General features: G+C 68.9%; 22 protein-coding genes. 5 read left to right on the top strand and 17 right to left on the bottom strand.

Annotated features, from left to right (window positions below; translation table 11 throughout):
• Window positions 1-18: 18 nt before the first annotated feature.
• Genes ACIA8G_RS11125 through ACIA8G_RS11115 form a run of 3 tightly spaced genes read right to left on the bottom strand, consistent with a single transcriptional unit; the run spans window position 19 to window position 3129 of the window.
• Window positions 19-1176 (bottom strand): NAD-dependent formate dehydrogenase, encoded by a 1158-nt coding sequence (locus tag ACIA8G_RS11125; RefSeq protein WP_396418212.1) that lies wholly within the window; start codon window positions 1174-1176, stop codon window positions 19-21.
• Window positions 1177-1232: 56 nt separating this feature from the next.
• Window positions 1233-2150 carry a LysR family transcriptional regulator gene (locus ACIA8G_RS11120; protein WP_396418211.1) on the bottom strand — a complete coding sequence of 306 codons (918 nt, stop codon included), beginning with the start codon at window positions 2148-2150 and terminating at the stop codon, window positions 1233-1235.
• A gap of 1 nt (window position 2151) precedes the next feature.
• Entirely contained in the window at window positions 2152-3129 is a 978-nt protein-coding gene (locus tag ACIA8G_RS11115) for a 2-dehydropantoate 2-reductase (RefSeq protein WP_396418210.1), read from the bottom strand.
• 115 nt (window positions 3130-3244) lie between these two features.
• Here ACIA8G_RS11115 and ACIA8G_RS11110 point away from each other — a divergent pair, with 115 nt between their 5' ends.
• Both ACIA8G_RS11110 and ACIA8G_RS11105 read left to right on the top strand, forming a co-directional pair.
• Complete coding sequence (locus ACIA8G_RS11110; protein WP_396418209.1) at window positions 3245-3967, top strand: GntR family transcriptional regulator; 723 nt, start codon at window positions 3245-3247, stop codon at window positions 3965-3967.
• A gap of 255 nt (window positions 3968-4222) precedes the next feature.
• Window positions 4223-4408, top strand: a complete 186-nt coding sequence (locus tag ACIA8G_RS11105) for a hypothetical protein (protein ID WP_396418208.1) — start codon at window positions 4223-4225, stop codon at window positions 4406-4408.
• Here the strand turns inward: ACIA8G_RS11105 and ACIA8G_RS11100 are convergent.
• The 6 genes from ACIA8G_RS11100 to ACIA8G_RS11075 form a co-directional block, all read right to left on the bottom strand.
• The gene (locus ACIA8G_RS11100; protein ID WP_396418691.1) at window positions 4399-5412 is read right to left on the bottom strand and encodes a TerC family protein; all 1014 of its coding nucleotides are present in this window, start codon (window positions 5410-5412) and stop codon (window positions 4399-4401) included. The genes ACIA8G_RS11105 and ACIA8G_RS11100 overlap by 10 nt on opposite strands.
• A gap of 30 nt (window positions 5413-5442) precedes the next feature.
• Window positions 5443-5856, bottom strand: a complete 414-nt coding sequence (locus ACIA8G_RS11095; RefSeq protein WP_396418207.1) for a hypothetical protein — start codon at window positions 5854-5856, stop codon at window positions 5443-5445.
• Between the two features lies 1 nt (window position 5857).
• A complete protein-coding gene (locus ACIA8G_RS11090) occupies window positions 5858-7264 on the bottom strand; it encodes an Nramp family divalent metal transporter (RefSeq protein ID WP_396418206.1) in 1407 nt (468 codons plus the stop codon).
• A gap of 204 nt (window positions 7265-7468) precedes the next feature.
• Complete coding sequence (locus tag ACIA8G_RS11085) at window positions 7469-9619, bottom strand: acetate--CoA ligase family protein (RefSeq protein WP_396418205.1); 2151 nt, start codon at window positions 9617-9619, stop codon at window positions 7469-7471.
• A gap of 22 nt (window positions 9620-9641) precedes the next feature.
• Window positions 9642-10871 (bottom strand): formyl-CoA transferase, encoded by a 1230-nt coding sequence (gene frc / locus ACIA8G_RS11080; RefSeq protein WP_396418204.1) that lies wholly within the window; start codon window positions 10869-10871, stop codon window positions 9642-9644.
• 10 nt (window positions 10872-10881) lie between these two features.
• Complete coding sequence (locus ACIA8G_RS11075) at window positions 10882-12567, bottom strand: thiamine pyrophosphate-binding protein (RefSeq protein ID WP_396418203.1); 1686 nt, start codon at window positions 12565-12567, stop codon at window positions 10882-10884.
• Window positions 12568-12692: 125 nt separating this feature from the next.
• Here ACIA8G_RS11075 and sucC point away from each other — a divergent pair, with 125 nt between their 5' ends.
• A complete protein-coding gene (gene sucC, locus ACIA8G_RS11070; RefSeq protein ID WP_396418202.1) occupies window positions 12693-13799 on the top strand; it encodes an ADP-forming succinate--CoA ligase subunit beta in 1107 nt (368 codons plus the stop codon).
• Entirely contained in the window at window positions 13799-14680 is an 882-nt protein-coding gene (gene sucD / locus ACIA8G_RS11065; protein ID WP_396418201.1) for a succinate--CoA ligase subunit alpha, read from the top strand. The genes sucC and sucD overlap by 1 nt, the downstream gene beginning before the upstream one ends.
• Before the next feature lie 61 nt (window positions 14681-14741).
• Here sucD and ACIA8G_RS11060 read toward each other — a convergent pair whose 3' ends face one another.
• The 7 genes from ACIA8G_RS11060 to ACIA8G_RS11030 all read right to left on the bottom strand — a co-directional run bounded on the left by ACIA8G_RS11060 (window position 14742) and on the right by ACIA8G_RS11030 (window position 20897).
• Complete coding sequence (locus tag ACIA8G_RS11060) at window positions 14742-15533, bottom strand: hypothetical protein (protein ID WP_396418200.1); 792 nt, start codon at window positions 15531-15533, stop codon at window positions 14742-14744.
• Window positions 15530-15829, bottom strand: a complete 300-nt coding sequence (locus tag ACIA8G_RS11055; protein WP_396418199.1) for a type VII secretion target — start codon at window positions 15827-15829, stop codon at window positions 15530-15532. Before ACIA8G_RS11055 ends, ACIA8G_RS11060 begins: the two co-directional genes overlap by 4 nt.
• Window positions 15826-16170, bottom strand: coding sequence for a YbaB/EbfC family nucleoid-associated protein (locus ACIA8G_RS11050; protein WP_396418198.1), 345 nt, complete (start codon window positions 16168-16170; stop codon window positions 15826-15828). The genes ACIA8G_RS11055 and ACIA8G_RS11050 overlap by 4 nt, the downstream gene beginning before the upstream one ends.
• A gap of 14 nt (window positions 16171-16184) precedes the next feature.
• Window positions 16185-16826 (bottom strand): ESX secretion-associated protein EspG, encoded by a 642-nt coding sequence (locus tag ACIA8G_RS11045; RefSeq protein WP_396418197.1) that lies wholly within the window; start codon window positions 16824-16826, stop codon window positions 16185-16187.
• Window positions 16823-17116: a hypothetical protein gene (locus ACIA8G_RS11040; RefSeq protein ID WP_396418196.1), complete on the bottom strand. Its 294-nt coding sequence runs from the start codon at window positions 17114-17116 to the stop codon at window positions 16823-16825. The genes ACIA8G_RS11045 and ACIA8G_RS11040 overlap by 4 nt, the downstream gene beginning before the upstream one ends.
• On the bottom strand, window positions 17113-18660 hold the full coding sequence (locus ACIA8G_RS11035) for a hypothetical protein (protein WP_396418195.1): 1548 nt from the start codon (window positions 18658-18660) through the stop codon (window positions 17113-17115). The genes ACIA8G_RS11040 and ACIA8G_RS11035 overlap by 4 nt, the downstream gene beginning before the upstream one ends.
• A gap of 98 nt (window positions 18661-18758) precedes the next feature.
• Window positions 18759-20897 carry a helix-turn-helix domain-containing protein gene (locus tag ACIA8G_RS11030; protein WP_396418194.1) on the bottom strand — a complete coding sequence of 713 codons (2139 nt, stop codon included), beginning with the start codon at window positions 20895-20897 and terminating at the stop codon, window positions 18759-18761.
• 84 nt (window positions 20898-20981) lie between these two features.
• Between ACIA8G_RS11030 and ACIA8G_RS11025 the strand changes: the two genes are divergently transcribed.
• Entirely contained in the window at window positions 20982-21581 is a 600-nt protein-coding gene (locus ACIA8G_RS11025) for a DedA family protein (RefSeq protein ID WP_396418193.1), read from the top strand.
• Here ACIA8G_RS11025 and ACIA8G_RS11020 read toward each other — a convergent pair.
• Complete coding sequence (locus ACIA8G_RS11020) at window positions 21544-22263, bottom strand: SDR family oxidoreductase (protein WP_396418191.1); 720 nt, start codon at window positions 22261-22263, stop codon at window positions 21544-21546. The genes ACIA8G_RS11025 and ACIA8G_RS11020 overlap by 38 nt on opposite strands.
• Window positions 22264-22310: the final 47 nt, after the last annotated feature.

Here is a 22310-nt window from a genome sequence, read left to right as displayed (position 1 = left end):
ACCACTCGACGTTCGCGGTCAGCCCCGGACGGCGTACGAGTGCGCGCCCGTGCCCGCCAGCTTGCCGCCGTCCACGATCAGATACTCGTCGCGGATCGGCGTGCCGGCGAAGAACGACTCCAGGATCTCCCTGGTACCGGCGGCATATCGGGCCTGCGCCGACAGCGAACTGCCCGAGATGTGCGGGGTCATGCCGTGGTTCGGCATCGTCCGCCACGGGTGGTCGGCGGGCGCGGGCTGCGGGAACCACACGTCGCCCGCGTACCCGGCCAGACGACCGCTCTGCAGGGCGCGGACGACGGCGTCCCGGTCTGCGATGCGGGCGCGGGCGGTGTTGATGAGGTAGGCGCCGCGCTTCATCGTGGCGAGCAGCTCGTCGTCGAACAGGCCCTCGGTCTCCGGGTGCAGTGGCGCGTTGATGGTGACGACGTCGCAGTGCGGCACCATGTCCGCGGCCGATTCGTGGAACGTCAACCCGAGTTCCTGCTCCACCTCGCGGGGCAGCCGGTGCCGGTCGGTGTAGTGCAGGTGCACGTCGAACGGCGCCAGGCGCTTCAGCACGGCCAACCCGATCCGCCCCGCGGCGACAGTGCCGACGTGCATGCCCTCGACGTCGTAGGAGCGGGCGACGCAGTCGGCGATGTTCCAACCGCCGTTGAGCACGGTCTGGTGCGAGGGCACGAAGTTGCGGACCAGATTGAGGATCGACATCACCACGTGCTCGGCGACGCTGATGCTGTTGCAGTACGTCACTTCGGCGACCGTGACGCCGTGCTGGATGGCCGCGTCGAGGTCGACGTGGTCCGAGCCGATGCCCGCGGTCAGGGCGAGCTTCAGGCGCGGCGCGCGGGCGAAGCGTTCGGCCGTCAGGTAGGCGGGCCAGAAGGGTTGGGAGATCACGACGTCCGCGTCGGCCAGCTCGCGGTCGAACTCGGAGTTCGCGGAGTCCTTGTCGGAGGTCACGACCAGCTCGTGGCCCTGGGACTCCAAGAATTTCCGCAGACCCAGCTCGCCGGACACGCTGCCGAGCAGCTGTCCGGGGGTGAAGTCCACCGAGGACGGGGTGGGCAGGGTCTGGCCGCCGGGGTAACCGGCGAGCGCGGGCAGGTCGTCGCGGGCGTAGGTCGCCGGGTAGCCGGTCACCGGGTCGTCGTAGAGAACGCAGAGAATCTTCATGCCCTCCAGCATCGGAGCGACGGACCCTCGGCGTCCAAGCGAAAGTTCCTATGCCGTCATAGGTCGCGTCTATCAAGATGCTTGTGCAGCATGCGATCCAGCTCGCCGCGCACGTCGAGGCCGCGCGTGAGACCTAGCATCGCCCTCGCCAGCATGGAGACCTGTTCGCCGGTGACCAGCCCGATCTGCGGCACGCGCCGGGGGTCCTCGATCCGCACCACCCGCATGCCCTCGGGCGTACCGAACATCTGCAACCAGGCGTGGGCGATGACGCTCGACCACTTGCGGGTCGCCACATGTGCGTACAAAGTCGCCACGGTGTCGGCCTCGATCACCGGCACGGGCTGCACGCCGGAGTCCGCGAAGATGCCGTCCAGGATCCGGCGGTTGCGCATCTTCGAGGTCAGCAAGCAGAGAGGCAGCGCGGCCACGTCCGCCCACCGCGCCACCGGGCGGGAGGCGATCTCCTCGTCGGCGGGCGTGAGCAACACGTAACGTTCCTCGTACAGGGGCACGGCACGGTCCGAGCTGTCCACATAGGTCATCGCGATGTCGAGCTCGAACTCGTCCAGCCCTCGCACGATCTCCCGCGACGACAACGACTCCAGCGTGATGCGGACGTGCGGGTAACGCTCACAGAACGGCGTGGTCAGCAACGGAGCGGTGGGCAGCGCCGTGGGGATCGCGCCGATCCGCAGGATGCCGGACAACGACTCGCGCATGCGCGACAGGTCCTGCTGCAGCGCATCGCGGTCCGCGAGCATGCGATGCGCCCACAGCAGGACCCGCTCCCCCTCTGGCGTCAGCGACTCGAACCGCCGGCCACGGGACACGATCGGCACCCCGAGCTCGCGTTCGAGCTTGCTGATCGCCGCCGACAACGACGGCTGGGACACGTGACAGGCCTCCGCGGCGCGGGCGAAGTGGCGTTCGCGCGCGAGGGCGACCAGGTACTCCAGCTGCCGCAGCAACAACTCAGGACACCATCGACGTGCGCGAGAGCAGGTCGATCGCCGCGTAGACGTGCCGCAACGTCGGTGCCGGCACGCGGGTCAGCTCGGCGATCTCCACCACCGCGCCGATGATCGCGTCGATCTCCAGCCGTTTGCCGGCCTCGAGGTCCTGCAGCATCGACGTCTTGTGGTGCCCGACCCGCCGGGCGCCGTCGATGCGCTTGTCGATGGAGATCTGCGGATCACACCCCGCGGCACGCGCGATCGTCAGCGTCTCGGCCATCATCTGCGCCACCAGATCGCGGCTGTCGTCGTGCTCGCAGATCTCCACCATCGTCGCGCGAGTCAGGGCGCTCAACGGGTTGAACGCCACGTTGCCCATCAGCTTGATCCAGATGTCCTCGCGGACGTCCTTCTCCACCGGGCACTTCAGCCCGCCCGCGATCATCGCCTCGCTCAGCGCGACGCACCGCGGTGAGATGCTGCGGTCGGGCTCACCGATCGAGAACCGGGTGCCCTCCAGGTGCCTGATCACGCCCGGCGACTCGATCTCCGTCGAGCAGTAGACGACACAGCCGATCGCCCGCTCCATGGGCAGCACAGCCGTCACCGACCCGCCGGGATCCACGGCCTCGATCCGTTGCCCCTCAAGAGGATGTCCGGTCATGCCGTGGAAGTACCACCACGGGATCCCGTTCTGCGCCGCGATCACCGCGGTGTCCGGCCCCAGCAACGGGGCCAGCAGATCACCCGAGGACGCGTAGGAGTACGCCTTCAGGCCGAGGAAAACGTAGTCGACCTCGCCGACCTCGGCAGGATCGTCGGTCGCATGTGGATGCGCGGTGAAATCACCACGAGGGCTCAGCACCCGCACGCCGTGCTCCTGCAGTGCGGCGAGATGGGCTCCACGCGCGATCAGGTGGACTTCCACGCCCGCGCGATGCAAGGCCGCACCGACATAGGCACCGATCGCTCCGGCTCCGAGAACAGCGATCTTCATGGTCACGCCCCGCCCTGCTTGGTCAGACACAGGCACAATTGCATACAGTATACGGACAACACGACGAATCCTCTAGAAGTGCTTTTTGCATACCAAAAGCTGTATTCTGTCCGGCATGACCTCTTTGCCCAGTGGCCGCCGGGCCGCCCGCGGCCCGCTCAGCGCCGCGGCGAGCCGCCGGGTCGAACGGCCGGCACCGCTGCGACAGGCCGTCTACGACGCCTTGCTCGAGCTGATCGTCAACCGCACCCTCGCCCCCGGCCAGCACCTGGTCGAGGCCGAGCTCGCCGAGTACCTGGGCGTGAGCAGGCAGCCGGTGCGCGAGGCCCTGCAGCGGCTCCAGACCGACGGCTGGGTCGACCTGCGCCCCGCCCAGGGCGCCTTCGTGCACACCCCGACCGAGGAGGAGGCCGACCAGCTGCTCGCCGTGCGCAGCGTGCTGGAGACCTACTCCGCCAAGCTCGCCGCCGAGCACGCCACCTCGGTGGACATCAAGCAGCTGCAGAAGCTGCAGAAGGCCGGCCTGGCCGCGCTGGCGGCCTCCGACGTGGATCGCCTGGTCGAGGCGAACGCCGACCTGCACGCGGCCATCGCGTCGATGGGCCGCAACAAGGTCCTCGCCGAGATGATCGGCCTCGTCGACCGCCGGGTCCGCTGGTACTACACCCCGATCGCCCGCCCGCGCAGCCGCGACTCGTGGAACGAGCACGCCGAACTGATCGCGGCCATCGCCGATCGTGACGCAGAGCGAGCAGGCGAGGTCATGCACCGTCACGCGGAGCAGACCCGGCAGACCTACCACGACCGCAAGACCGAAGTGTCTACGCAGAGCGACTGAGACGTTACGCTCAGATCACCCGAATTCGGTCATTTGGTGCCACACGGGTGATCCGCGACACGATGCTCGTGGATTGCATACAAAACGCAGTATTCTGGATTGCAGCAAGGCAGGGGTCAACGAGGACCCGGAGTGGGTATCCCGTGACCTGAGACGTAGCCGCAGCCTTGCCACTCCCGTGCGACAGTGCTGAACGCGCCTGTGGGGCTTCAGCACGCCTCGGGAGCGACCATCGACAGGGAGAGAAGGAAGACCATGTCCCGCTGGACGAACATCGCGCGCGCTCTCACCGAGTCGCGCCAGGGCTTTTCCGCCGACGGCCGCACGCTCGGCCTCGGACTGGCCACCGCGCTGCACGAGCAGCGCAAGGACGCCGAGGCCGTCGCGGCCGTGGCCCAGACGCTCCGCAAGGACGCCGAAGGCCACACGATTCACGGCTGATTGTCCTTCACCGGAGCGTCCTCGCTCCTTTGTGCACTCTCCGCTCCCTCCACGGCGGAACGGGCGGCCCGCCGGGAGGTGTGCAGGCTCCACACGGTGGTGATCGCGAGCGTCACCATGATCACCCCGAGGGACACCGTGATCGGGATCTCCGGAGCCCACGAGACACCGTGGTGGTGCATCGCCTCGAAGATGAGCTTGAGGCCGATGAACGCGAGCACCACCGCGAGCCCCTTGCTCAGGTGCACCAGGCGATCCAGGAGACCGCCCACCAGGAAGAAGAGCTGGCGCAGGCCCATCAACGCGAACGCGTTGGCGGTCAGCACCAGGTACGGCTCCTTGGTGAGCCCGAAGATCGCCGGAATGGAGTCGACCGCGAACAGCAGGTCCGTGGTGCCGACCGCGACCATGACGATCAGCATCGGCGTCACGACACGACGGCCGTCGACGCGCGTCGTCAACGCGGCGCCGTGGTAGGTCGTCGTCGCCGGCACGACCTTCTTCACCGCGCGCAACGCGGCGTTCTCGGAGAACTCGGCCTCCTCGGTCTCCTCCTGCCGCAACAGCTTCCACGCGGTGTAGATCAGGAAGGCACCGAAGAGGTAGAACAGCCAGTCGAACCGTGAGATCGCCTGTGCGCCCAGGGCGATGAACACGGCTCGCAGCAACAACGCCAGGATGATGCCGACGATGAGCACCTTTTGCCGGTACTCCCGCGGCACCGCGAACCTGGCCATGATCAGCACGAACACGAACAGGTTGTCGACGCTCAGCGAGTACTCGGTGATCCAGCCGGCGAAGAACTCGCCGCCGTGCTGCGGACCGGCCAGCCAGGTGATGCCGAGTCCGAAGAGGACGGCCAGGCCGACGTAGAACACCACCCAGTACAACGACTCGCGGAACGACGGCTCGTGTGGTTTGCGCGCCACCAGGTAGAAGTCGAACGCGATCACCGCGGCGATCCCGCCCATGGTCGCGATCCACACCCAGACGGGCAGATCCAACATCCTTGGCTCCTTCGGCGGAAGGGAAGGTCAGCGGGCGGCGGCGGCACGCAACCGCAGGGCGATGCGTTCGTGCAGCCACAGGAAACCGATGGCCCAGCCGAGGCTCACGATCCCTTGGTAGGCGAGGAAACCGGCCAGGTCCGGGGGCAGCCGCACCTGGCCGGTGAGCACAAGGCTCACGGTGGTCTCGTGCACCAGCCTGGCCAGTGGGAACGCCACCAGCCAGTAGAGCGCCACCGGAGCGAACCGCCCGGCAGGGAGCCGGCCTGCCGCAACCAGCAGGCTGAAACCGCCGCCGAGCGCGCCCAGCGGCAGGCCGAGCGCGACCATCGTCACGAGTGCCCACCCCAGTGGCTGGCCGACGAGTGCGGCCAGCGCTCCCGCGATGAGTCCGGCGGCGAGACCGACGAATGCGCCAGGAATTGCTTCTCGGATCTGCATCTCAGCCCACCACCACGCCGAACTTGACGAGACTGAAGAACAGCATGCCCAGGTAGAACACCGCGCCGAAACCGATGATGACGTTCGTGATCAGCTTGGGGCGGATGGGTTTGGGCAGCATCCGGTTGTTCACCAGGAGCAGCACCACGCAGTAGGCGCCCATGGCGAACGTCGACAGGAACGCGAGCACGTCCAGGATCGCTCCCGGTCCGTCGGCCGGTCCGAACAGCAGGATCAGGATGCCGAAGGTGATGACGCCCCACAGGAATCCCGCGTAGAGGTGCGACATCCGGAACTTCTTGGCGCCGGGCACGAAGTGGTAGGTCATGTCCGCCTGGCCGCGCGAGAACGAGTCGAACAGACCCAGCGTGGCGTTCAGGCCGATCAACGCGATGAACCCGAGGAACACCCCGCCGAGCACTGGTCCGCCCGCGGACGCGAAGGCGTCCGACATGGCGTTCAGCGCCGCTTCGCGTTCACCAGACTCGATCAGCGCCTTGACGTCCGGTGAGGTCCGGCTGGCCGACTGCGCGAGGACCGTGAAGGAAACCGTGACGAGCATCGTGATGCCCCAGAACAACAGCAGGGCGTCGAACGTGACCCAGCGCCGCCAGCCCTTCCACTTGGCCAGCTCCGCCTTGTCCTCGGTGTCGAACATGAAGCCGCGGGCCGGCATCTTCTCTTCCTCGCCCGCGTGCCGCAACCCGCGCACCTTCGGGATGTGCGCGCCCATTCCGGCGCCGCTGTCGCGCAGGTGCAGCGTGTACCACATCTGCTGCATGCCGGACGGGCCCGCGAACGCGATCGAGCCGACGATGATCGGGAACCACTCCGGCGACAGGGCCTGGGCCGGGAAGTACCCGAACTGGAACATGCCCGTCACCGTGCTGGTCAGGTCGTCCCACGTGCCGACCATCGCGGCGACGACCGCCGTGCTCACGACGAGCAGTCCGATGAGGATGGACAGCAGGTTCTCGAGCAGGTTGTAGATGACCTTGGCCAGGCTGAACAGCACCCCGACCAGGATCAGGCCGACACACGCCGACACCGTCCAGGGTATGCCGGTGATCTTTTCCAGGGCCGCCGCCCCGGCGGAGAGATGACCCGGCCAGATGTAGACGAGTATCGCAACGACGAAGAAGAACCACATGATCGGCTTGAACACGCGTGCGGCGCCGAAGAAGATGCTCTCCCCCGTCGCCATCGCGTACCTCGCCATCTCGAGCATGACGACGGCCTGCAGCGTCACGCCGATCAGGAAGAGCCACCTGATGTCCGGTCCGAAGACCAGCACCAGGCGCGGCCACATGTAGGACTCGCCCATACCCACGCCAAGAGCCACCAGGAACACCGTGGGACCGAGCAGGTGAATCGACGGTGGCGCGTCGGGCAGTTTCCTGATGGGCATCGCTTCCAGCTTGCCCGCGGGCCAGACACGCTCCTTCTCAGGAGGTGTGCTGACATCTGTGCGGGCAGCCAGATTTGGATCATCCACGATTAACGACCTCCAGAGGACCGGCTGTCTTCGTTGACCTCCCTGGCGGGTTCGCGACCACTGGCGTGGTGCGGTCGCGGACGGGCCATCTCTCCCTTTTGGAGCAAACTCCCCGCGTCAGCCCAGGAGTCCGGCGGAGCGTGCCCACCGGTACTTCGCGCCCAGTACTGCGACAGGTTTCTCCGTTGTGTACGGATACGCAACCACCCCGTTCCGATACAGGTACTCGCTGGCCTCCTCCACCTGCACGTCGCCGGCGAGCGAGGCGACGATCGGTTTGTGGATGCCGTGCGCCCGGTACTCCTCCACGACGTCGACCACGAGCTTCGCGAACACCATCGGTGGCGTGACGATGGTGTGCCAGTAGCCCAGGATCAGCGAGTGGATGCGATCGTCCGCGAGACCGAGCGCGATCGTGTTCCGGTACGTGGACGGCGGTTCCCCGCCGGTGATGTCGACCGGGTTGCCCGCCGCGCCGAACGGCGGGATGAACTTCCGGAACGCCGCGTCCAGATCGCCCGGAATCTCCATGAGGCTCAACCCGTTGTCCACACAGGCATCCGAGAGCAGCACGCCCGAGCCGCCCGCGCCGGTGATGATGACGACGTTCTCGCCCTTCGGCGTCGCCAGCAGCGGGATGCCGCGCGCGTACTCCAGCAGGTCGTTCAGGCCGGGTGCGCGGATCACGCCGCTCTGCCTGAGGATGTCGTCGTAGACCCGGTCGTTGCCGGCCAGTGCGCCGGTGTGCGAGCTGGCCGCTTTGGCGCCCTGGTCGGTTCGTCCCGCCTTGAGCACCACGACCGGTTTCTTGGCGGAGACCCGCTTTGCCGTGTCCGCGAAGGAACGACCGTCCTTGAGGTCTTCCAGGTGCATCGCGACGAGCTGGGTGTTCGGGTCCTGCTCGAAGAACGTGAGCAGGTCGTCCTCGTCGATGTCCGCCTTGTTGCCGACGCCGACGATCGCGGAGACTCCCATGCCGGCGGAACGGCTGAATCCGAGGATCGCCATGCCGATTCCGCCACTTTGCGACGAGAGCGCGACACCGCCCTTGACGTCGTACGGCGTGCAGAACGTGGCTGAGAGGTTCTCCGGCGTGTAGTAGTAGCCGTAGATGTTCGGGCCGAGGATTCGGACGCCGTGCTTGCGCGCGATCGTGACGATCTCGTCCTGCAGCTCCTGGTTGCCCGTTTCACCGAAGCCGGACGGGATCATGATCGCGCCGGCGGCGCCCTTCTTGCCGACCTCTTCCAAGGCTTGGGGTACGAACTTGGCCGGGATCGCGAACACCGCGACGTCGACGTCTCCCGGCACGTCGGCGATGCTCGCGAACGCCTTGCGGTCGAGGATCTCGTCGGCCTTGGGGTTGATCGGGTAGATCTCGCCCTGGAAGCCGCCGTTGACGAGGTTCTTCATCACCGAGTTGCCGATCTTGCCCTCCTCGTTGGAGGCACCGATCACGGCGACGGCGGCCGGCTTCATGATCCGGTTCATCGAGGCGAGGATCTCGTCCTGGGTGAACCGGTGCGGCTCCTTGCCCGCGTTCTCGTCCACCAGGATCCGGACGTCGACCGCGGTCGCTCCGGAAGGCGTGGCGAGCACCGGGTTGAGGTCGACCTCGGCGAGCTGCGGGAAGTCCGTGACCAGATCGGACACCCGGCTGATCAGGTCGGCGAGCTTGTGCGTGTCGACGGCCGCCGCGCCACGCACCCCGCGCAGGATCTCCGCGGCCGCGATGCCGTTGACCATCGAGAGCGCCTCGCTCGCACTGGTCGGCGCTAGCCGGAACGTGACGTCCTTGAGCACCTCGACCAGGATCCCGCCGAGGCCGAACGCGACGATCTTGCCGAACGTCTCGTCCGTGGTGGCGCCGACGATGACCTCGTGGACCTCGTTGCCGGTCGGCAGCTGCTGCTGGACCTGGACGCCGGTGATCTCCGCGTCGGCCTTGTAGTTCTTGGCGTTGTGGATGATCGTGCGGTAGCCGTCGGCGACCTCGGTCGAGTTCTTCAGGCCCACCAGCACGCCGCCGGCCTCGGTCTTGTGCAGGATGTCCGGCGAGACGATCTTGAGGACGACCGGGTAGCCGATCTCCTCGGCGAACGCGACAGCGCCCTCCGACGACTTCGCCAGCGCCTCGGCCGGTGTCGCGATCCCGTAGGCGTCGCAGACCCGCTTGCCCTCCGGCGCGGTGAGCGACGACCGTCCCTCCGCCCGCACCTTCGCGAGTACGTTCTCGACCGCGGCGCGGTCGTAGCCGTTGTCCGGCATGAGCTTTCGTCTCCCTAGAGGTTCAGATGACGCCGGCGGTGCGGAGTTCGGCCAGTCGTTCGGTGCTGTAGCCCAGTTCGCCGAGCACCTCGTCGTTGTGCTCGCCGAGCAACGGCGGCCGCTGCACCTCGACCGGGGAGTCGGAGAGCTTGAGCGGGCTGCCGACCGTCTTGAACGAGCCGCGTTCGGGGTGCTCGACCTCGACCACCGTCTCCAGGGCGGCGAGCGTCTCGTCCTCGATGATCTCCTTTGTGGACAGAATGGGTCCGCACGGGATGTTGTGGGCGTTGAGCTTGTCCATCACCTCCCACTTGGTGTGCTTCTCCGTCCACTCCTCGATCAGCGCGAAAGCCTTGTCCAGCTTGTTGAGCCGCACCTCCGGCGTGGCCCAGGCCGGGTCCTCGGCGAGCTCCGGCTTGCCGAGCAGCTCGGTCAGCGGCTTCCACCCAGGCGGCTGGATGATCACGTAGATGTAGTCGTTCGGGCCGCCGGGGGCACAGCGCACCGCCCAGCCGGGCTGGCCACCTCCGGATGCGTTGCCGGAGCGGGGAACCTCGTCCCCGAACTGCTCGTTCGGGTACTCCCCGAGCGGCCCGTGGGTGAGCCGCTGCTGGTCGCGCAGCTTCACCCGGCACAGGTTGAGCACGGCGTCCTGCATCGCGACCTGGACCCGTTGCCCACGGCCGGTGTTCGTGCGCTGGTACAGCGCGGCCAGGATCGCGGCGACGAGGTGGATGCCGGTACCGGAGTCGCCGATCTGCGCGCCGGTGGCGAGCGGCGGGCCTTCCTCGAACCCGGTCGTGCTCATCGAGCCGCCCATGGCCTGCGCGATCACCTCGTAGGCCTTGAAGTCGGCGTAGCGGCCGGGGCCGAAGCCCTTGATGGACGCGTAGATCAGCCGCTCGTTGAGCTCGTGCAGCTTCTCCCACGGGTAGCCGAACCTGTCGACGACGCCGGGACCGAAGTTCTCCACGAGCACGTCGACGTCGCCGATGAGCTTCTCGAAGATCTCCTTGCCTTCAGGAGCCTTCATGTTGAGCGTGATGCTCCGCTTGTTGCAGTTGAGCATCGTGAAGTAGAGACTGTCCACTTCGGGCAGATCGCGCAGCTGGCCGCGGGTGATGTCGCCCCGTCCCGGCGTTTCCAGCTTGATGACGTCCGCACCCAGCCAGGCGAGCAGCTGGGTCGACGAGGGTCCGGACTGCACGTGCGTCATGTCGAGGACCTTGACGCCCTCCAAAGCCTTTGTCATGGCGCTCCACCTACTTGTACATCGTCTGGTTCATGGTTCCGGGCGCGTACACATCGGGATCGATCCACACGTTGATCAACGAGGGCTTGCCGGACTCGCGGGCGCGCTGCAGCGCCGGGCCGATGTCCTTGGGGTCGCGCACTTCCTCGCCGTAACCGCCGAGCATCTTGGCGAACTGGTCGTACTTCACGTCGCCGAGCGTGTTGCCGACGCGCTCGCGCTCCAGGCCGTACTTGGCGGCCTGGCCGTAACGGATCTGGTTCATCGACGAGTTGTTGCCGACGATGCCGACGAACGGCAGGTTGTAGCGGACGAGGGTCTCGAAGTCCCAGCCGGTGAGGCTGAAGGCGCCGTCACCGAACAGGGCGACGACCTCCTTGTCCGGCCTGGCCAGTTTCGCGGCCAGCACGAACGGGATGCCGACGCCGAGTGTCCCGAGTGGACCTGGATCCATCCAGTGGCCCGGCGATTTGGGCTGCACGACCTGGCCGGAGAAGGTGACGACGTCGCCGCCGTCGCCGATGTAGATGGAGTCCTCGGTGAGGAAGTCGTTGATCTCGCTCACGAGGCGGTACGGGTGGATCGGCATGTCCTCGGAACGCAGGTGCTCCGCGCGCTTCTGCCGGGACTGCTCCTCGACCGCCTGGAGTTCTTCCAGCCACACCTTGCGGCCCATCGCGCCGTTGTCCTCACGGCCGGACGCCGCCTGGGTGACGCTGGAGAGCACGAGGTCCGCGTCGCCGACGATGCCGAGGTCGACGTCGCGGTTCTTGCCGACCGTGCGGTAGTCGAGGTCGATCTGGACGACCGTCGCGTTCGGGGAAAGCCTGCGGCCGTAGCCCATCCGGAAGTCGAACGGGGTACCGACGATGACGATCACGTCGGCGTTGTCGAAGGCGTAGCGGCGCGACAGCTGGAAGTGGTGCGGGTCGCCGGGAGGCAGGGTGCCGCGCCCGGCGCCGTTCATGTAGGCGGGGATGTTGAGGGTGCGAACGAGCTCGATCGCGGAGTCCGTGGCCCGTGTCGTCCACACCTGGCTGCCCAGCAGGATCGCGGGCTTCTTGGCGTGCACCAACAGGTCCGCGAGCTTCTCGATGTCCGCCGGGTCGCCGACGCTGCGGGTGGACGCGCGGTAGTGGCCCGCCGCGGGGATGCGCGCCGTGCTGAGCGGCACCCTGGCGTCCAGGACGTCGCGCGGGATCTCCAGGAACGACGGGCCGGGTGCGCCGGCGTTCGCCTCGCGGAACGCCATCGACACCATGTCCGCGATGCGGGCGGTGTGCGGGACGTTCGCGGCGAACTTGGTGATCGGCGTCATCATGTCGACGTGCGGCAGGTCCTGCAGCGAGCCCATCTTGTGCTGGCTCAACGCTCCCTGGCCGCCGATCAGCAGCATCGGGCTCTCCGCGCGGAAGGCGTTCGCGACGCCCGTGACGGCGTCGGTGGTGCCCGGGCCGGCGGTCACGACGGCACAGCCGGGCTTGCCGGTGATGCGGGCGTAGCCGTCCGCGGCGTGCGCGGCTACTTGTTCGTGTCGTACGTCGACGACGGCGATGCCCTCGTCCACGCAGCCGTCGTAGATGTCGATGATGTGCCCGCCGCACAGCGTGAAGATGGTGTCGACGCCCTCGGCTTTGAGCGCCTTGGCCACCAGGTGGCCTCCAGAAATCGACTCCGGCTCCGCGGAACTCGTCATCGGCGATCAGCTCCCCTTGGCGCTCGACTGTAGATTGCATACCGTATGAGGTAGGCATATCGTTACTCCGCTACCAACCGGATGTCCAGTGATGGCCGCAAGTTTTCGGCGAGAGGACGTAGACGGTGGATCTTTTCGAACACGAGGCGCGGGACCTCTTCGAGCGGTACGGGGTCCCCGTTCCGCGTGGTCTCGTGGCGGACACTCCTGAATCCGCGCGCGAGGCGGCCGCGAAACTGGGGGGGACCGTCGTGGTGAAGGCTCAGGTGAAGACCGGCGGGCGCGGCAAGGCGGGCGGCGTGAAGCTCGCTTCGACGCCTGACGAAGCAGAGTCGGTGGCCCGCGCCATCCTGGGGATGGACATCAAGGGCCACACCGTGCACAAGGTGCTGGTCACCGAGGCGACCGAGATCGCAGAGGAGTACTACCTGTCGTTCCTGCTCGATCGCGCCAATCGGACGTTCATCAGCATGGCGTCGGCCACGGGTGGCATGGAGATCGAGGAGATGACGGACTCCATCACCCGGACGCCAGCTTCGGCCTTCGACGCATCAGCAGTGTTTTCACCGGAGGCCGCTGGAGAAGTCGCCGCCGCCGCTTCCGCTCTGTGGAAGGTCTTCGTTTCCGAGGACTGCACGCTGGTCGAGGTGAATCCGTTGGCCCGCACGAAGTCCGGCCGGATCGTGGCGCTGGACGGCAAGGTGACGCTGGACGACAACGCGGCGTTCCGGCACTCCCGTCCGGCCGCCGGTGCCGAGGGCGACCCGCTGGAGGTGCGGGCGGCCGAGAAGGGCCTCAACTACGTCAAGCTCGACGGCACCGTCGGTGTCATCGGCAACGGCGCGGGCCTCGTCATGTCCACATTGGACGTCGTGGCGCTGGCCGGGGCCGCGCCCGCGAACTTCCTCGACATCGGCGGCGGCGCCTCGGCCCAGGTGATGGCCGACGGGCTCGACGTCATCCTGTCCGACCCGTCGGTGCGCAGCGTGTTCGTGAACGTGTTCGGCGGCATCACCGCGTGCGACGCGGTGGCCAACGGAATCGTGCAAGCGCTGGGGATGCTGGGCGACCGCGCCGACAAGCCGCTGGTCGTCCGCCTCGACGGCAACAACGCCGAGGCCGGCCTGCGCATCCTCGACGACGCACGACACCCGCTGATCACCGTGGCGCACACGATGGACGACGCGGCCGGCCGTGCCGCCGCGCTCGCCGGCGCCGGTAAGGAGTCCTGATGGCGATCTTCCTCGACGAGCACAGCCGCGTGATCGTGCAGGGCATGACCGGGTCGGAGGGCGCCAAGCACACCCGCCGCATGCTGGCGGCGGGCACACGGGTCGTCGGCGGCGTCAACGCGCGCAAGGCGGGTACGTCGGTGGACTTCGACGACGTGACGCTGCCGGTGTTCGGCACGGTCGCCGAGGCGATGGCGGAGACCGGCGCGACCGTGTCGGTGCTCTTCGTCCCGCCCGCCTTCACGAAGGACGCCGTGATCGAGGCGGTGGACGCGGGCATCGGCCTGGCGGTGGTGATCACCGAAGGCGTGCCGGTGCACGACACGGCCCAGTTCTGGGCGCACGCGGCCACCAAGTCGACAACGCGGATCATCGGCCCCAACTGCCCCGGCATCATCAGCCCCGGCAAGTCCAACGCGGGCATCATCCCCGCGGACATCACCAAACCCGGCTCGATCGGGCTGGTGTCGAAGTCCGGCACGCTGACCTACCAGCTGATGCACGAGCTGAAGGACTTCGGCTTCACCACGTGCGTGGGTATCGGCGGCGACCCGATCGTCGGCACCACGCACATCGACGCGATCGCGGCGTTCGAGGCCGATCCGGAGACCGAGCTGATCGTGATGATCGGCGAGATCGGGGGCGACGCCGAGGAGCGGGCGGCCGAGTTCGTCCGGGATAACGTATCCAAACCGGTCGTGGGTTACGTCGCCGGCTTCACCGCGCCCGAGGGCAAGACGATGGGCCACGCGGGCGCCATCGTCTCGGGTTCCTCGGGCACGGCGGAGGCCAAGAAGCAGGCCATGGAGGCGGTCGGCATCAGGGTGGGCAAGACGCCGTCGGAGACCGCCGCGCTGGCCAGGGCGATCCTCACCTCGTAGCGGTGTCGCGCCGGTTCGTGCCGGTTCGTGTCGACTGCTACCGCCGACGCGAACCGGCTCGTCACGAGGCTTTCGCGGTGGGGAGCTTCGCCGAGCCGGTCTGGGCCTGCTCGCCGATGACCGACATGGCCTGCTTCACGACCTTCAGCACGGCCGAGGCACCCTCGACGAGCTTGATCAGGTTCTCCCCGCTGGCCAGCAGCTCGCCCAGTTTGGCGGCGATCTGCATCCCGCAGTCGACGGCGATCTGTACACACTGCGGGATGGCCACGGCGATGCTCTGCCCGAACGTCGCCGGTGCCGCCGCGATCGCCTGCGTCATGATCGGCACGATCTTGCCGATCGCCTCGGTGATCAGCCGGGTGACCTCGGCGACGACCTGGGCCACCACCTCGCCGGCCTTGATCATCGCGGTCGCGTTGGTCAGCGCGGTCTCGGCGACCGACAGCACCCCGTCGACGAGTTCCTTGCCGGTCTTGGCGTAGTCGGCCGCGCTCTCGCCGGACCAGCCGCTGGTCTCGCTTTTCGCCTTGTCCCGGTAGTTGTCCGCGAGGGTGGTCGCGTCCTTGCCCGCCTTCTCGAACTCACCGGCGCCGTTCTGAACGCCGTCCGGGTTGCCCTTCAGCTGGTTCAGCGGCTCTTCGAGGAACGAGATCATCGGCGTGAGGAAGCCGACGCCGGCGTTGTCCAGTGCCTGCAGCGGTTTCCCGTTCGGGCCGAGCTGGTCGAGCCCTGCCTTCGGGGTGCCGGCGAGGTCCTGGGACAGCCACTCGTCACCGGCGATGGCCTTGGTGGCGGTGCGCAGTTCGTTGAGCAGGGCGTTGATCGTGCCCGCGTCGGTCGCGGTGGTCATCGGGCGGCCCCGGTGAGGTTCGCGACGTTGTCGTCGTCGGTGCGCTGGTACAGGTCCGCCGTCTGCTTCATGCCCTCGCTCACTTTGTCCATAGTGGACGCGACGTGGGCGAAGGCGTCCAAGGTCTCCTTCATGGCGCCACCGAGGCCCGCCGTGAGGAACTGGGCGAAGTCGCCGAGCGTGTTCTGGCCGAGCTGGTCGGGCAGCCGCGTGCCCGTGTTCGCGAGCTGGTCGGCGTACCCGGCGAGGGTCGTCGCGTGCCCGCGCAGCTGCTCGTGGTCGACGGTGAACGTCATCGCACGGCCTCCGGCAGGTGTTTCGTGACCTGGTGCAGGGCATCGCTCTCGCCCAGATAGGCCGCCATCACCTCGGTCATCCGCGCGCTCGCCAGCCGTTGCGCCTCCCGTGCGGTGCCGACGATCAGCATCGCGAGCGTGTCCACGTCGAGCTTGCGCGCCGCCGGCGTCAGCGCGACGTCGCCGAGGACGCCAGCCGCGTTGACCGTCACAGTCACCTCACCGCGCGGCGACGTCGCGCTCGCCCCGACCTCGGCCAGGCTCGCACTCGCGCTCCGCGCACTGTATGCAGCCCGTTCGAGCCGCTCCTGGTAGTCCGCCAGCCACTGTGCTGGATCCACTTCTCCCCCTCTGCTCATGCTCGCGCCTGTGCGGCGAGCTCTCCGATCGCGCGCACCAGATCGTTGTGCCGCAACGGATTGACGCTGACCCAGCCGTCGTTCGTGTTCACCCTGACCCGCCCGCTCGTGCTGTCCAACCAGGACACCTCCGTGCGCTGGCCGTTCCTGATCAGCCCGGCCTGGCCCTGCCCGGTGAAGTCCAGCTGGGTGAACCGCGCGCCGGGTTCGAGCGTGATCGGCATGATCTGCGCGGGCTTCAGTTCAGGAATCAACGCCACGAGCTCGTCGCCGACCGTCTCGGCGTCGACGTACGTCACCCAGACCGTGCCCTCCGCGGACTGACGGCATACAACCGCCGCGTCCCCGCAGACCATCGCGACCGCGCCCACCGTCCCCGTCACGACGAGGTCGACCGCACTGCGGTGCTCGCGCAAAGCCACGACGAGTTCGGCGGCCATGCCGACCGGCCCGTGACTCTCAGCAAGCCCACGTGTATGCAATCCGTGGCCCGCCTCGGCGAGCAGGGCGGCCCGATCACCGGCTCGGGCGCCGAACGAGGGCACCCGCAGCGGGAACGGCCAGCGCACTCCCGCATGAGTGGCGAGCAGGTCCATCTCCACGAGGTCGAACGCGACCCCGGCCTCGATGGTGGTCATCGCGGCCTGGCCTGCTCGTCGGCGTCGAGATAGGTCGTCTTGATCTCGGCCAGCATCTGCTGGAACGCCCGCACCTCGCGCTCGGCCGCACCCACCTCGCCAGCCAGCCCCGACGCACCCTTCTGCAGGCGCTGCGAGAGATCCTGGGCGGGCGGCGCGGTACCGAGCGGCGGCAGGCGTTCGGCAAGCCGGCTCGCGGTCGCCACCAGGTCACCGGTCAACTCGGCCAGCCTGGTCAACGTCCTGATCCGGTCGTGCAACTCTTCCGGCGCGACCTCGTAGCCGTTCATGCCTGCACCTCCTCACCGATGACCGCCGGCGACACCCGCTCGTCCACCACGAACAGCCCGTGGTCGAGCGTCGGCATCTGGTTCTCGTGCGGTTGGTCGTCGTCCTTGCGCCCGGCACCTGCCGGTGGCGGCATCGCCCCGGCCTGCGCGGTTGATCGGGAGTGGGTGTCGGTGGTGAGCGGACCGGTCACGGTGAGCCCGCCGTGCTGGCTCAGGACGACACCGGTGCGCATGCCCGGGGTGAGCGCGGCCTGGCTACCTCCGGCCGGGGCCGAGCCGCCGACGAGGCGTTGCCACGGAACGCCGCCGGAGGTCCTCGCCGCGGGCGAGGCGGCGCGGGCCGGTGGTGGCGCGGCGGCCACCGCGCGGGTCCCAGGCGGGGCGGGCTGCGTGGTGGTCTGCCGGGTGGACTGCGGCGCGGCGCCGCGGGCGTCGTCGATCAGGCGGCCGCTGCCGTTCAGGCTGGACTCGTAGGTCTGCATCGTGCGCACGGCCTGGTCCTTCTGCTGGTCGGCCGAGGCGGCACCGAAGTAGAAGCTGAAGCCCGGCGTGAACGTCGAGGGCATGGCCGGCGCACTCGGCAGCGCCAACGATCCGGGTGCCGACGGCAGTGCGAACGGCGCCCCGGCGGGGGCGGTCGGCAGCGTGAACGGCGCGGGCGGCGCCGAGAACAGCCCACCGTTCGGCGCCGTCGGCATGCCAGGCGCGGGTGGCAGTGCGAACGGCGCGGCAGCAGGTGCCGTTGACGGCGCGAACTGCGCATCCGCAGGCACCGTCGACTGCCCGAACAGCCCGCCGACACGTCCGGGCGGCTGTGTATACGGCCCATCGGCAGGCGTCACGGGCGGCACAAACGACCCGTCGCCAGGCGCCATCGGCGGCACGAACGGCCCGCCTGCGGGTCCCGGGGGCGCGAACGGCCCGCCCGCAGGTCCCATCGACGGCGCAAACGACCCAGCAGGCGCCATCGGCGGCGCAAACGGCCCGTCGGCAGGTCCCGTCGGCGGTGCGAGCAGTCCGTCGGCAGGTCCCGTCGGCGGCCCAAACGGCCCGCCCGCAGGTGCCATCGACGGCACGAGCGGCCCGCCCGCAGGCCCCGGCGGCGACACAAACGCCCCACCAGCAGGCGCCGCCGGTGCCCCAGCCCCCGCCGGCAAGCCCGCGAACGCAGGCAAAGTCGGTCCCCCAGGCGGCGGTGGCGGCATCGCCGCCCGCGCCTCCGCCAGCGCATCGGCCGCGTCCTGCGCCGCCCGCTGCCCCGCCGCGGCCAGCGCGCTGATCTTCTCGATCCGCTCGGCCAGCGCCGTGAGCCGGCTGGCGGCCTCCTCGGCCGCAGCGCCGTGCCAGCTAGAAAGCAACGCCGCGCGCTGTTCGCGGAGCACCTCGGCATGCGTGTCCAGGGCGGCGCGGTGGCGGGTCCACTCGTCGGCGACCGTGCTCACGTCCCCGACATCGGCGTTCTGCCACAGCATGCGGTGCAGTTCCTCGTGGCTGTACGCCTCCCAGTTGATCTCGTGCGGCGGCGGTGATTCGTTGCCTGACACGCTTGCGTTCCCTCCCTCGTCCGGCGAGGCAAACGATCACAGCCGGGCCAAACGAAGGACAGGCCAGACGACCGGCCACATCTGGCCGGTCACCCTGATCAGGACAAACGCTCGAAGTATTCCTGCAACCGGGCGTGCCGAAATTGGTAGACCGCCCCCGCCCGCCGCAGCACTCCACGCCGGTAGGCGTCGTCCAGGAACGCCGGCAGGCCCCACGGCAGGCGTCCGGTCAGCGGCAGCCACACCCGCGCGAACACCACCCACTGGCCCCACGCGGTCAGGCTCAGCACGTAGGCCAGCCCGCCGCCGATGCCGCCGACGAGCCCCAGCGACAACGCCGTTGTCGGGCTCCACACGACCTCGAACCGCAGCGCCGTCAGCCCACCGGCGACCACTCCCGTGGCCGCCGCGACGAAGACCGCGAAGACCGGCACGAACAGTGCGACCAACCCGAGCACGTGGCGCCGGTTGGCCTCGATCAGACCGCCTGGACTGCCCGCCGAGCGCACATCGAGCGGCGCCTCCATGGCGGCGACCAGTGCGAAGACGAGTCCGGCGCCGAGCCCGAAGACGAGGGCGAACACGCCGATGTCGACCAGCACTCCTGCCGTCATCCGGGCACCCGGCGTGACCAGCCAGAACGCGAGCGCCCGCACCAGCCCGTAGGCACCGCCGATCGCACCGCCGAACAACAACCCGAGCCCGCCGCGCGGCCACACCCGCCGCCCTGCCCGTGTATGCAATCGGATCCGGGTCCGCACCGGCTCCAGCGGCGCCGAACGAACTGCATACAAGTGCGTCAGCCCGGACAGCGCGCCCGTCACCAGCCCGATCATCACCGCGAACACCAGTCCCCGCGCGGTGAGCGCCCCGACCAGGAGGGACTCGACCAGCAGGTCCGCCGCCCCGACCGTGACCCCGACGCCCAGCCCGATGATCGACGCGCGCCGCCGGGACGAGGTGCCGAGCTGCCACCACGCCAGGTCGTGCGTGCCGAGCGCAGACAGGTGACCGGCCAGGTACCCGAGCCACGGACGCACCTGCTCGAACGAGGTGCCGTACACCGCCGGCACGAACGAGGCGAGCAGGTGCCGTTCGATCTCGTCAGCCGTGTCGAACGACAGGAGCTCCAACGGATCGTGGTCAGGCGTGTCGCTGTAGATCCGCCGCGCGAGAGCCACCATCAACGGCGTGGTCAGCACGCGCGCGAGCGCCCCGCCGTTGCGCACCTCGTCGAGCACCGGCTTCCAGACGTTGCCGCCCGGCCCGGTCTTGCGCGTGGTCCGCGGCAGGTAGTCCGCCAGGTCGTCATCCGAAAGATCCGCCAGCACGCACGCAGCAGCGGAGGTGAGCACGTCCGTGCCCGCGACAGCATCCCGGTACTCGTCCACCCGACTCGTGAGCAGCAACGGCAGAGTGGTGGTGTTCAACGCGTTGAGCGCCGACCGATGCAGCCCACGAGCGATCTCGTCGAACCCGTCCAGCACCGGCAGGATCCGCTGAGCGTCGACCAGGGCCGCCGCCAACGTCCCGACGCCACCAGGACCGGGAGCCCCGAGGAACGGGTGATCACGGATCAGCTGCGCGGCGAGCCAGTCCCGCAGACCCACCCGGCCGGGATGCCACGAACCCACGCCGAAGATCACCGGCACCGGGTCCCGAACGTCCCGCGCCGCCAGCAGGTCCAGCACGAACCGCGTGGTCAGCACCGTCTTGCCGGACCCGGCCCTGCCGAGCACCACCAGCCGCCGCGACGCGACCCGCCGGTACACCTCGACGACCTGGTCCAGCCGCCCGGCGAGGTCGCACTCACCACCGATGTTGACCCAGGCGTCCTGCAACGACGAAGGCGCCGCGTCCCACCGGACCGGCAACGGCACCGGGTCGTGGATCTGCCGCTGCTCCTCCTCGCGCCGCCACCGCGCCTCGACGGCGACCTTCAACGTCTCCGCCGCCTCGGCCAGCGGGTCGAACCGCACCAAGTCCGATGAAGCTGGCTCAACAGGCACCGGCTCGTCCCGCCCGGCAGCGGCGAACAGCTCGGCCCGCTCGGCCCCGGTCAACTCCAACGCGTCGGCCAGCGACCGCACGGTGCCGATCCGCGGGTCGGTTCGCTCCCCCGTCTCCAGCCCGCGCACGGTGCGAATGCCGACAGCGGCACGCTGAGCGAGGGCCTCCTGGCTCCACCCCGCCCGCTGCCGCCACTCACGCAGCAGCATGCCGAACCGGCCGCTCACGCCGCCCCCTCGTCCCCCGGTGATCCACACCTTAGCGAGCGGCGTTCACTGCACGGATCCGGCGGGAGGGGGAAGATCGGGAATGTGCTGACCGAGTGGCTTCACACCGTCCCACCGCTGCTGGTCTACGTCGTCGTAGGCCTGGTGGTCGGCATCGAGAGCGTCGGGATCCCGTTGCCGGGCGAGGTAGTTCTGGTCACCGCGGCGCTGATGGCCTCGCACCACGACGGCATCTCACCGATCATCGTCGGCGTGGTCGCCTCCGCCGGCGCGATCATCGGCGACAGCATCGGTTACGCGCTGGGCAAGCGGTTCGGGCCCCGCGTCTTCACGTGGGCGGAGGACAGGTTCCCGAGGCACTTCGACGCGAGCAAGATCGGCCGCGCCCAGGCGCTGTTCGAACGCTACGGCGCCTGGGCGGTGTTCTTCGGCCGGTTCGTGGCGTTGCTGCGGATCCTGTCCGGACCGCTCGCCGCCACGATGGGTATGCATTATGGAAAGTTCCTCGCGGCCAACGCGGCGGGCGGCATCGCGTGGGCCGGTGGTACGACGGCGGCGGTGTATTTCGTAGGCGAAGCCGCGGAGCGCTACCTCGCCGAGTTCTCCTGGATCGCCCTGCTCGTCGTGCTGGTGGCGGTGATCGGGTTCAGCGTCCGAGGCCTGCTCCGCCGTTCACACCGATGACCTGCGCGGTGATGTGGCCGGCCTCGACCGAGGTCAGGAACGTCACCGCCACCGCGATGTCCGCCGGGGTGCCCGCGCGGCCGTTCGCGGGGTTGCCGACGAGCTTCTTGCGCCGCTCCTCGCTCAGCGTGCCGCCGAAGAACTCGGTGTCCTCGGTGACGCCGGGCGAGACCACGTTGACCGTGATCCCCCGCCCGCCCACCGCGAACGCCAGATCCGCGGTCCACGCCTCGACCGCCGCCTTGGCCGCGCCGTAGGCACCCGAACCACGCCGGCCCGCGATCGAGCCGATGGTGACCACGCGGGCGTTGTCGGCCAGCCGCGGCTCCAGCGCGGTCGTCACGAGCACGGCGCTGATCACGTTGGACTCGTAGTTCGCGAGCCACAGGTTCCGCACGTCGGCCAGGTTCTCCGGCGCGGGCAGGCGGCGGGTCATGTTGCCGCCCGCGTTGTTGACGAGAACGTCCACCTGGGACGGCAGGTCGCTCAGCGCGGCCTCGACCGAGTCGGGATCCGCCGCGTCGAACACCACCGCCCGCGCGCCGACCTCCGCGGCCGCCGCCTTCAGGACGTCCTCGCGCCGGCCCGTGATCACCACGTCCAGACCCTGCTCCACGAGCCGGGCCGCCACCGCCTTGCCGATGCCCGTGCCGCCGCCGGTCACCACTGCTGTTCGCGTCATGCGATCTTTGATAACAGCCGGATACCCGCAGGTCGATCGGCCTGTTA

The sequence above is a fragment of the Lentzea sp. NPDC051213 genome (assembly GCF_044455585.1).
GTDB lineage: Bacteria > Actinomycetota > Actinomycetes > Mycobacteriales > Pseudonocardiaceae > Lentzea.
Note: the sequence above shows the minus strand (reverse complement) of the source record. Positions and strands in the feature narration are given on the sequence as shown.

Bases quoted from the DNA above. Each gene is read 5' to 3' on its own strand.
- ACIA8G_RS11085 (WP_396418205.1), bottom strand. From the start codon at position 9,619: ATGCCGGACAACGGCTACGACCGCGCCGCGGTCGAGAACGTACTCGCG.
- ACIA8G_RS11045 (WP_396418197.1), bottom strand. From the start codon at position 16,826: ATGACCACCATCGAGGCCGGGGTCGCGTTCGACCTCGTGGAGATGGAC.
- ACIA8G_RS11125 (WP_396418212.1), bottom strand. From the start codon at position 1,176: ATGAAGATTCTCTGCGTTCTCTACGACGACCCGGTGACCGGCTACCCG.
- ACIA8G_RS11075 (WP_396418203.1), bottom strand. From the start codon at position 12,567: ATGACGAGTTCCGCGGAGCCGGAGTCGATTTCTGGAGGCCACCTGGTG.
- ACIA8G_RS11060 (WP_396418200.1), bottom strand. From the start codon at position 15,533: ATGACCACCGCGACCGACGCGGGCACGATCAACGCCCTGCTCAACGAA.
- ACIA8G_RS11090 (WP_396418206.1), bottom strand. From the start codon at position 7,264: ATGCCCATCAGGAAACTGCCCGACGCGCCACCGTCGATTCACCTGCTC.
- ACIA8G_RS11040 (WP_396418196.1), bottom strand. From the start codon at position 17,116: ATGAACGGCTACGAGGTCGCGCCGGAAGAGTTGCACGACCGGATCAGG.
- frc (WP_396418204.1), bottom strand. From the start codon at position 10,871: ATGACAAAGGCTTTGGAGGGCGTCAAGGTCCTCGACATGACGCACGTG.
- ACIA8G_RS11105 (WP_396418208.1), top strand. From the start codon at position 4,223: ATGTCCCGCTGGACGAACATCGCGCGCGCTCTCACCGAGTCGCGCCAG.
- ACIA8G_RS11115 (WP_396418210.1), bottom strand. From the start codon at position 3,129: ATGAAGATCGCTGTTCTCGGAGCCGGAGCGATCGGTGCCTATGTCGGT.
- ACIA8G_RS11095 (WP_396418207.1), bottom strand. From the start codon at position 5,856: ATGCAGATCCGAGAAGCAATTCCTGGCGCATTCGTCGGTCTCGCCGCC.
- ACIA8G_RS11055 (WP_396418199.1), bottom strand. From the start codon at position 15,829: ATGACGTTCACCGTCGACCACGAGCAGCTGCGCGGGCACGCGACGACC.
- ACIA8G_RS11110 (WP_396418209.1), top strand. From the start codon at position 3,245: ATGACCTCTTTGCCCAGTGGCCGCCGGGCCGCCCGCGGCCCGCTCAGC.
- ACIA8G_RS11020 (WP_396418191.1), bottom strand. From the start codon at position 22,263: ATGACGCGAACAGCAGTGGTGACCGGCGGCGGCACGGGCATCGGCAAG.
- sucD (WP_396418201.1), top strand. From the start codon at position 13,799: ATGGCGATCTTCCTCGACGAGCACAGCCGCGTGATCGTGCAGGGCATG.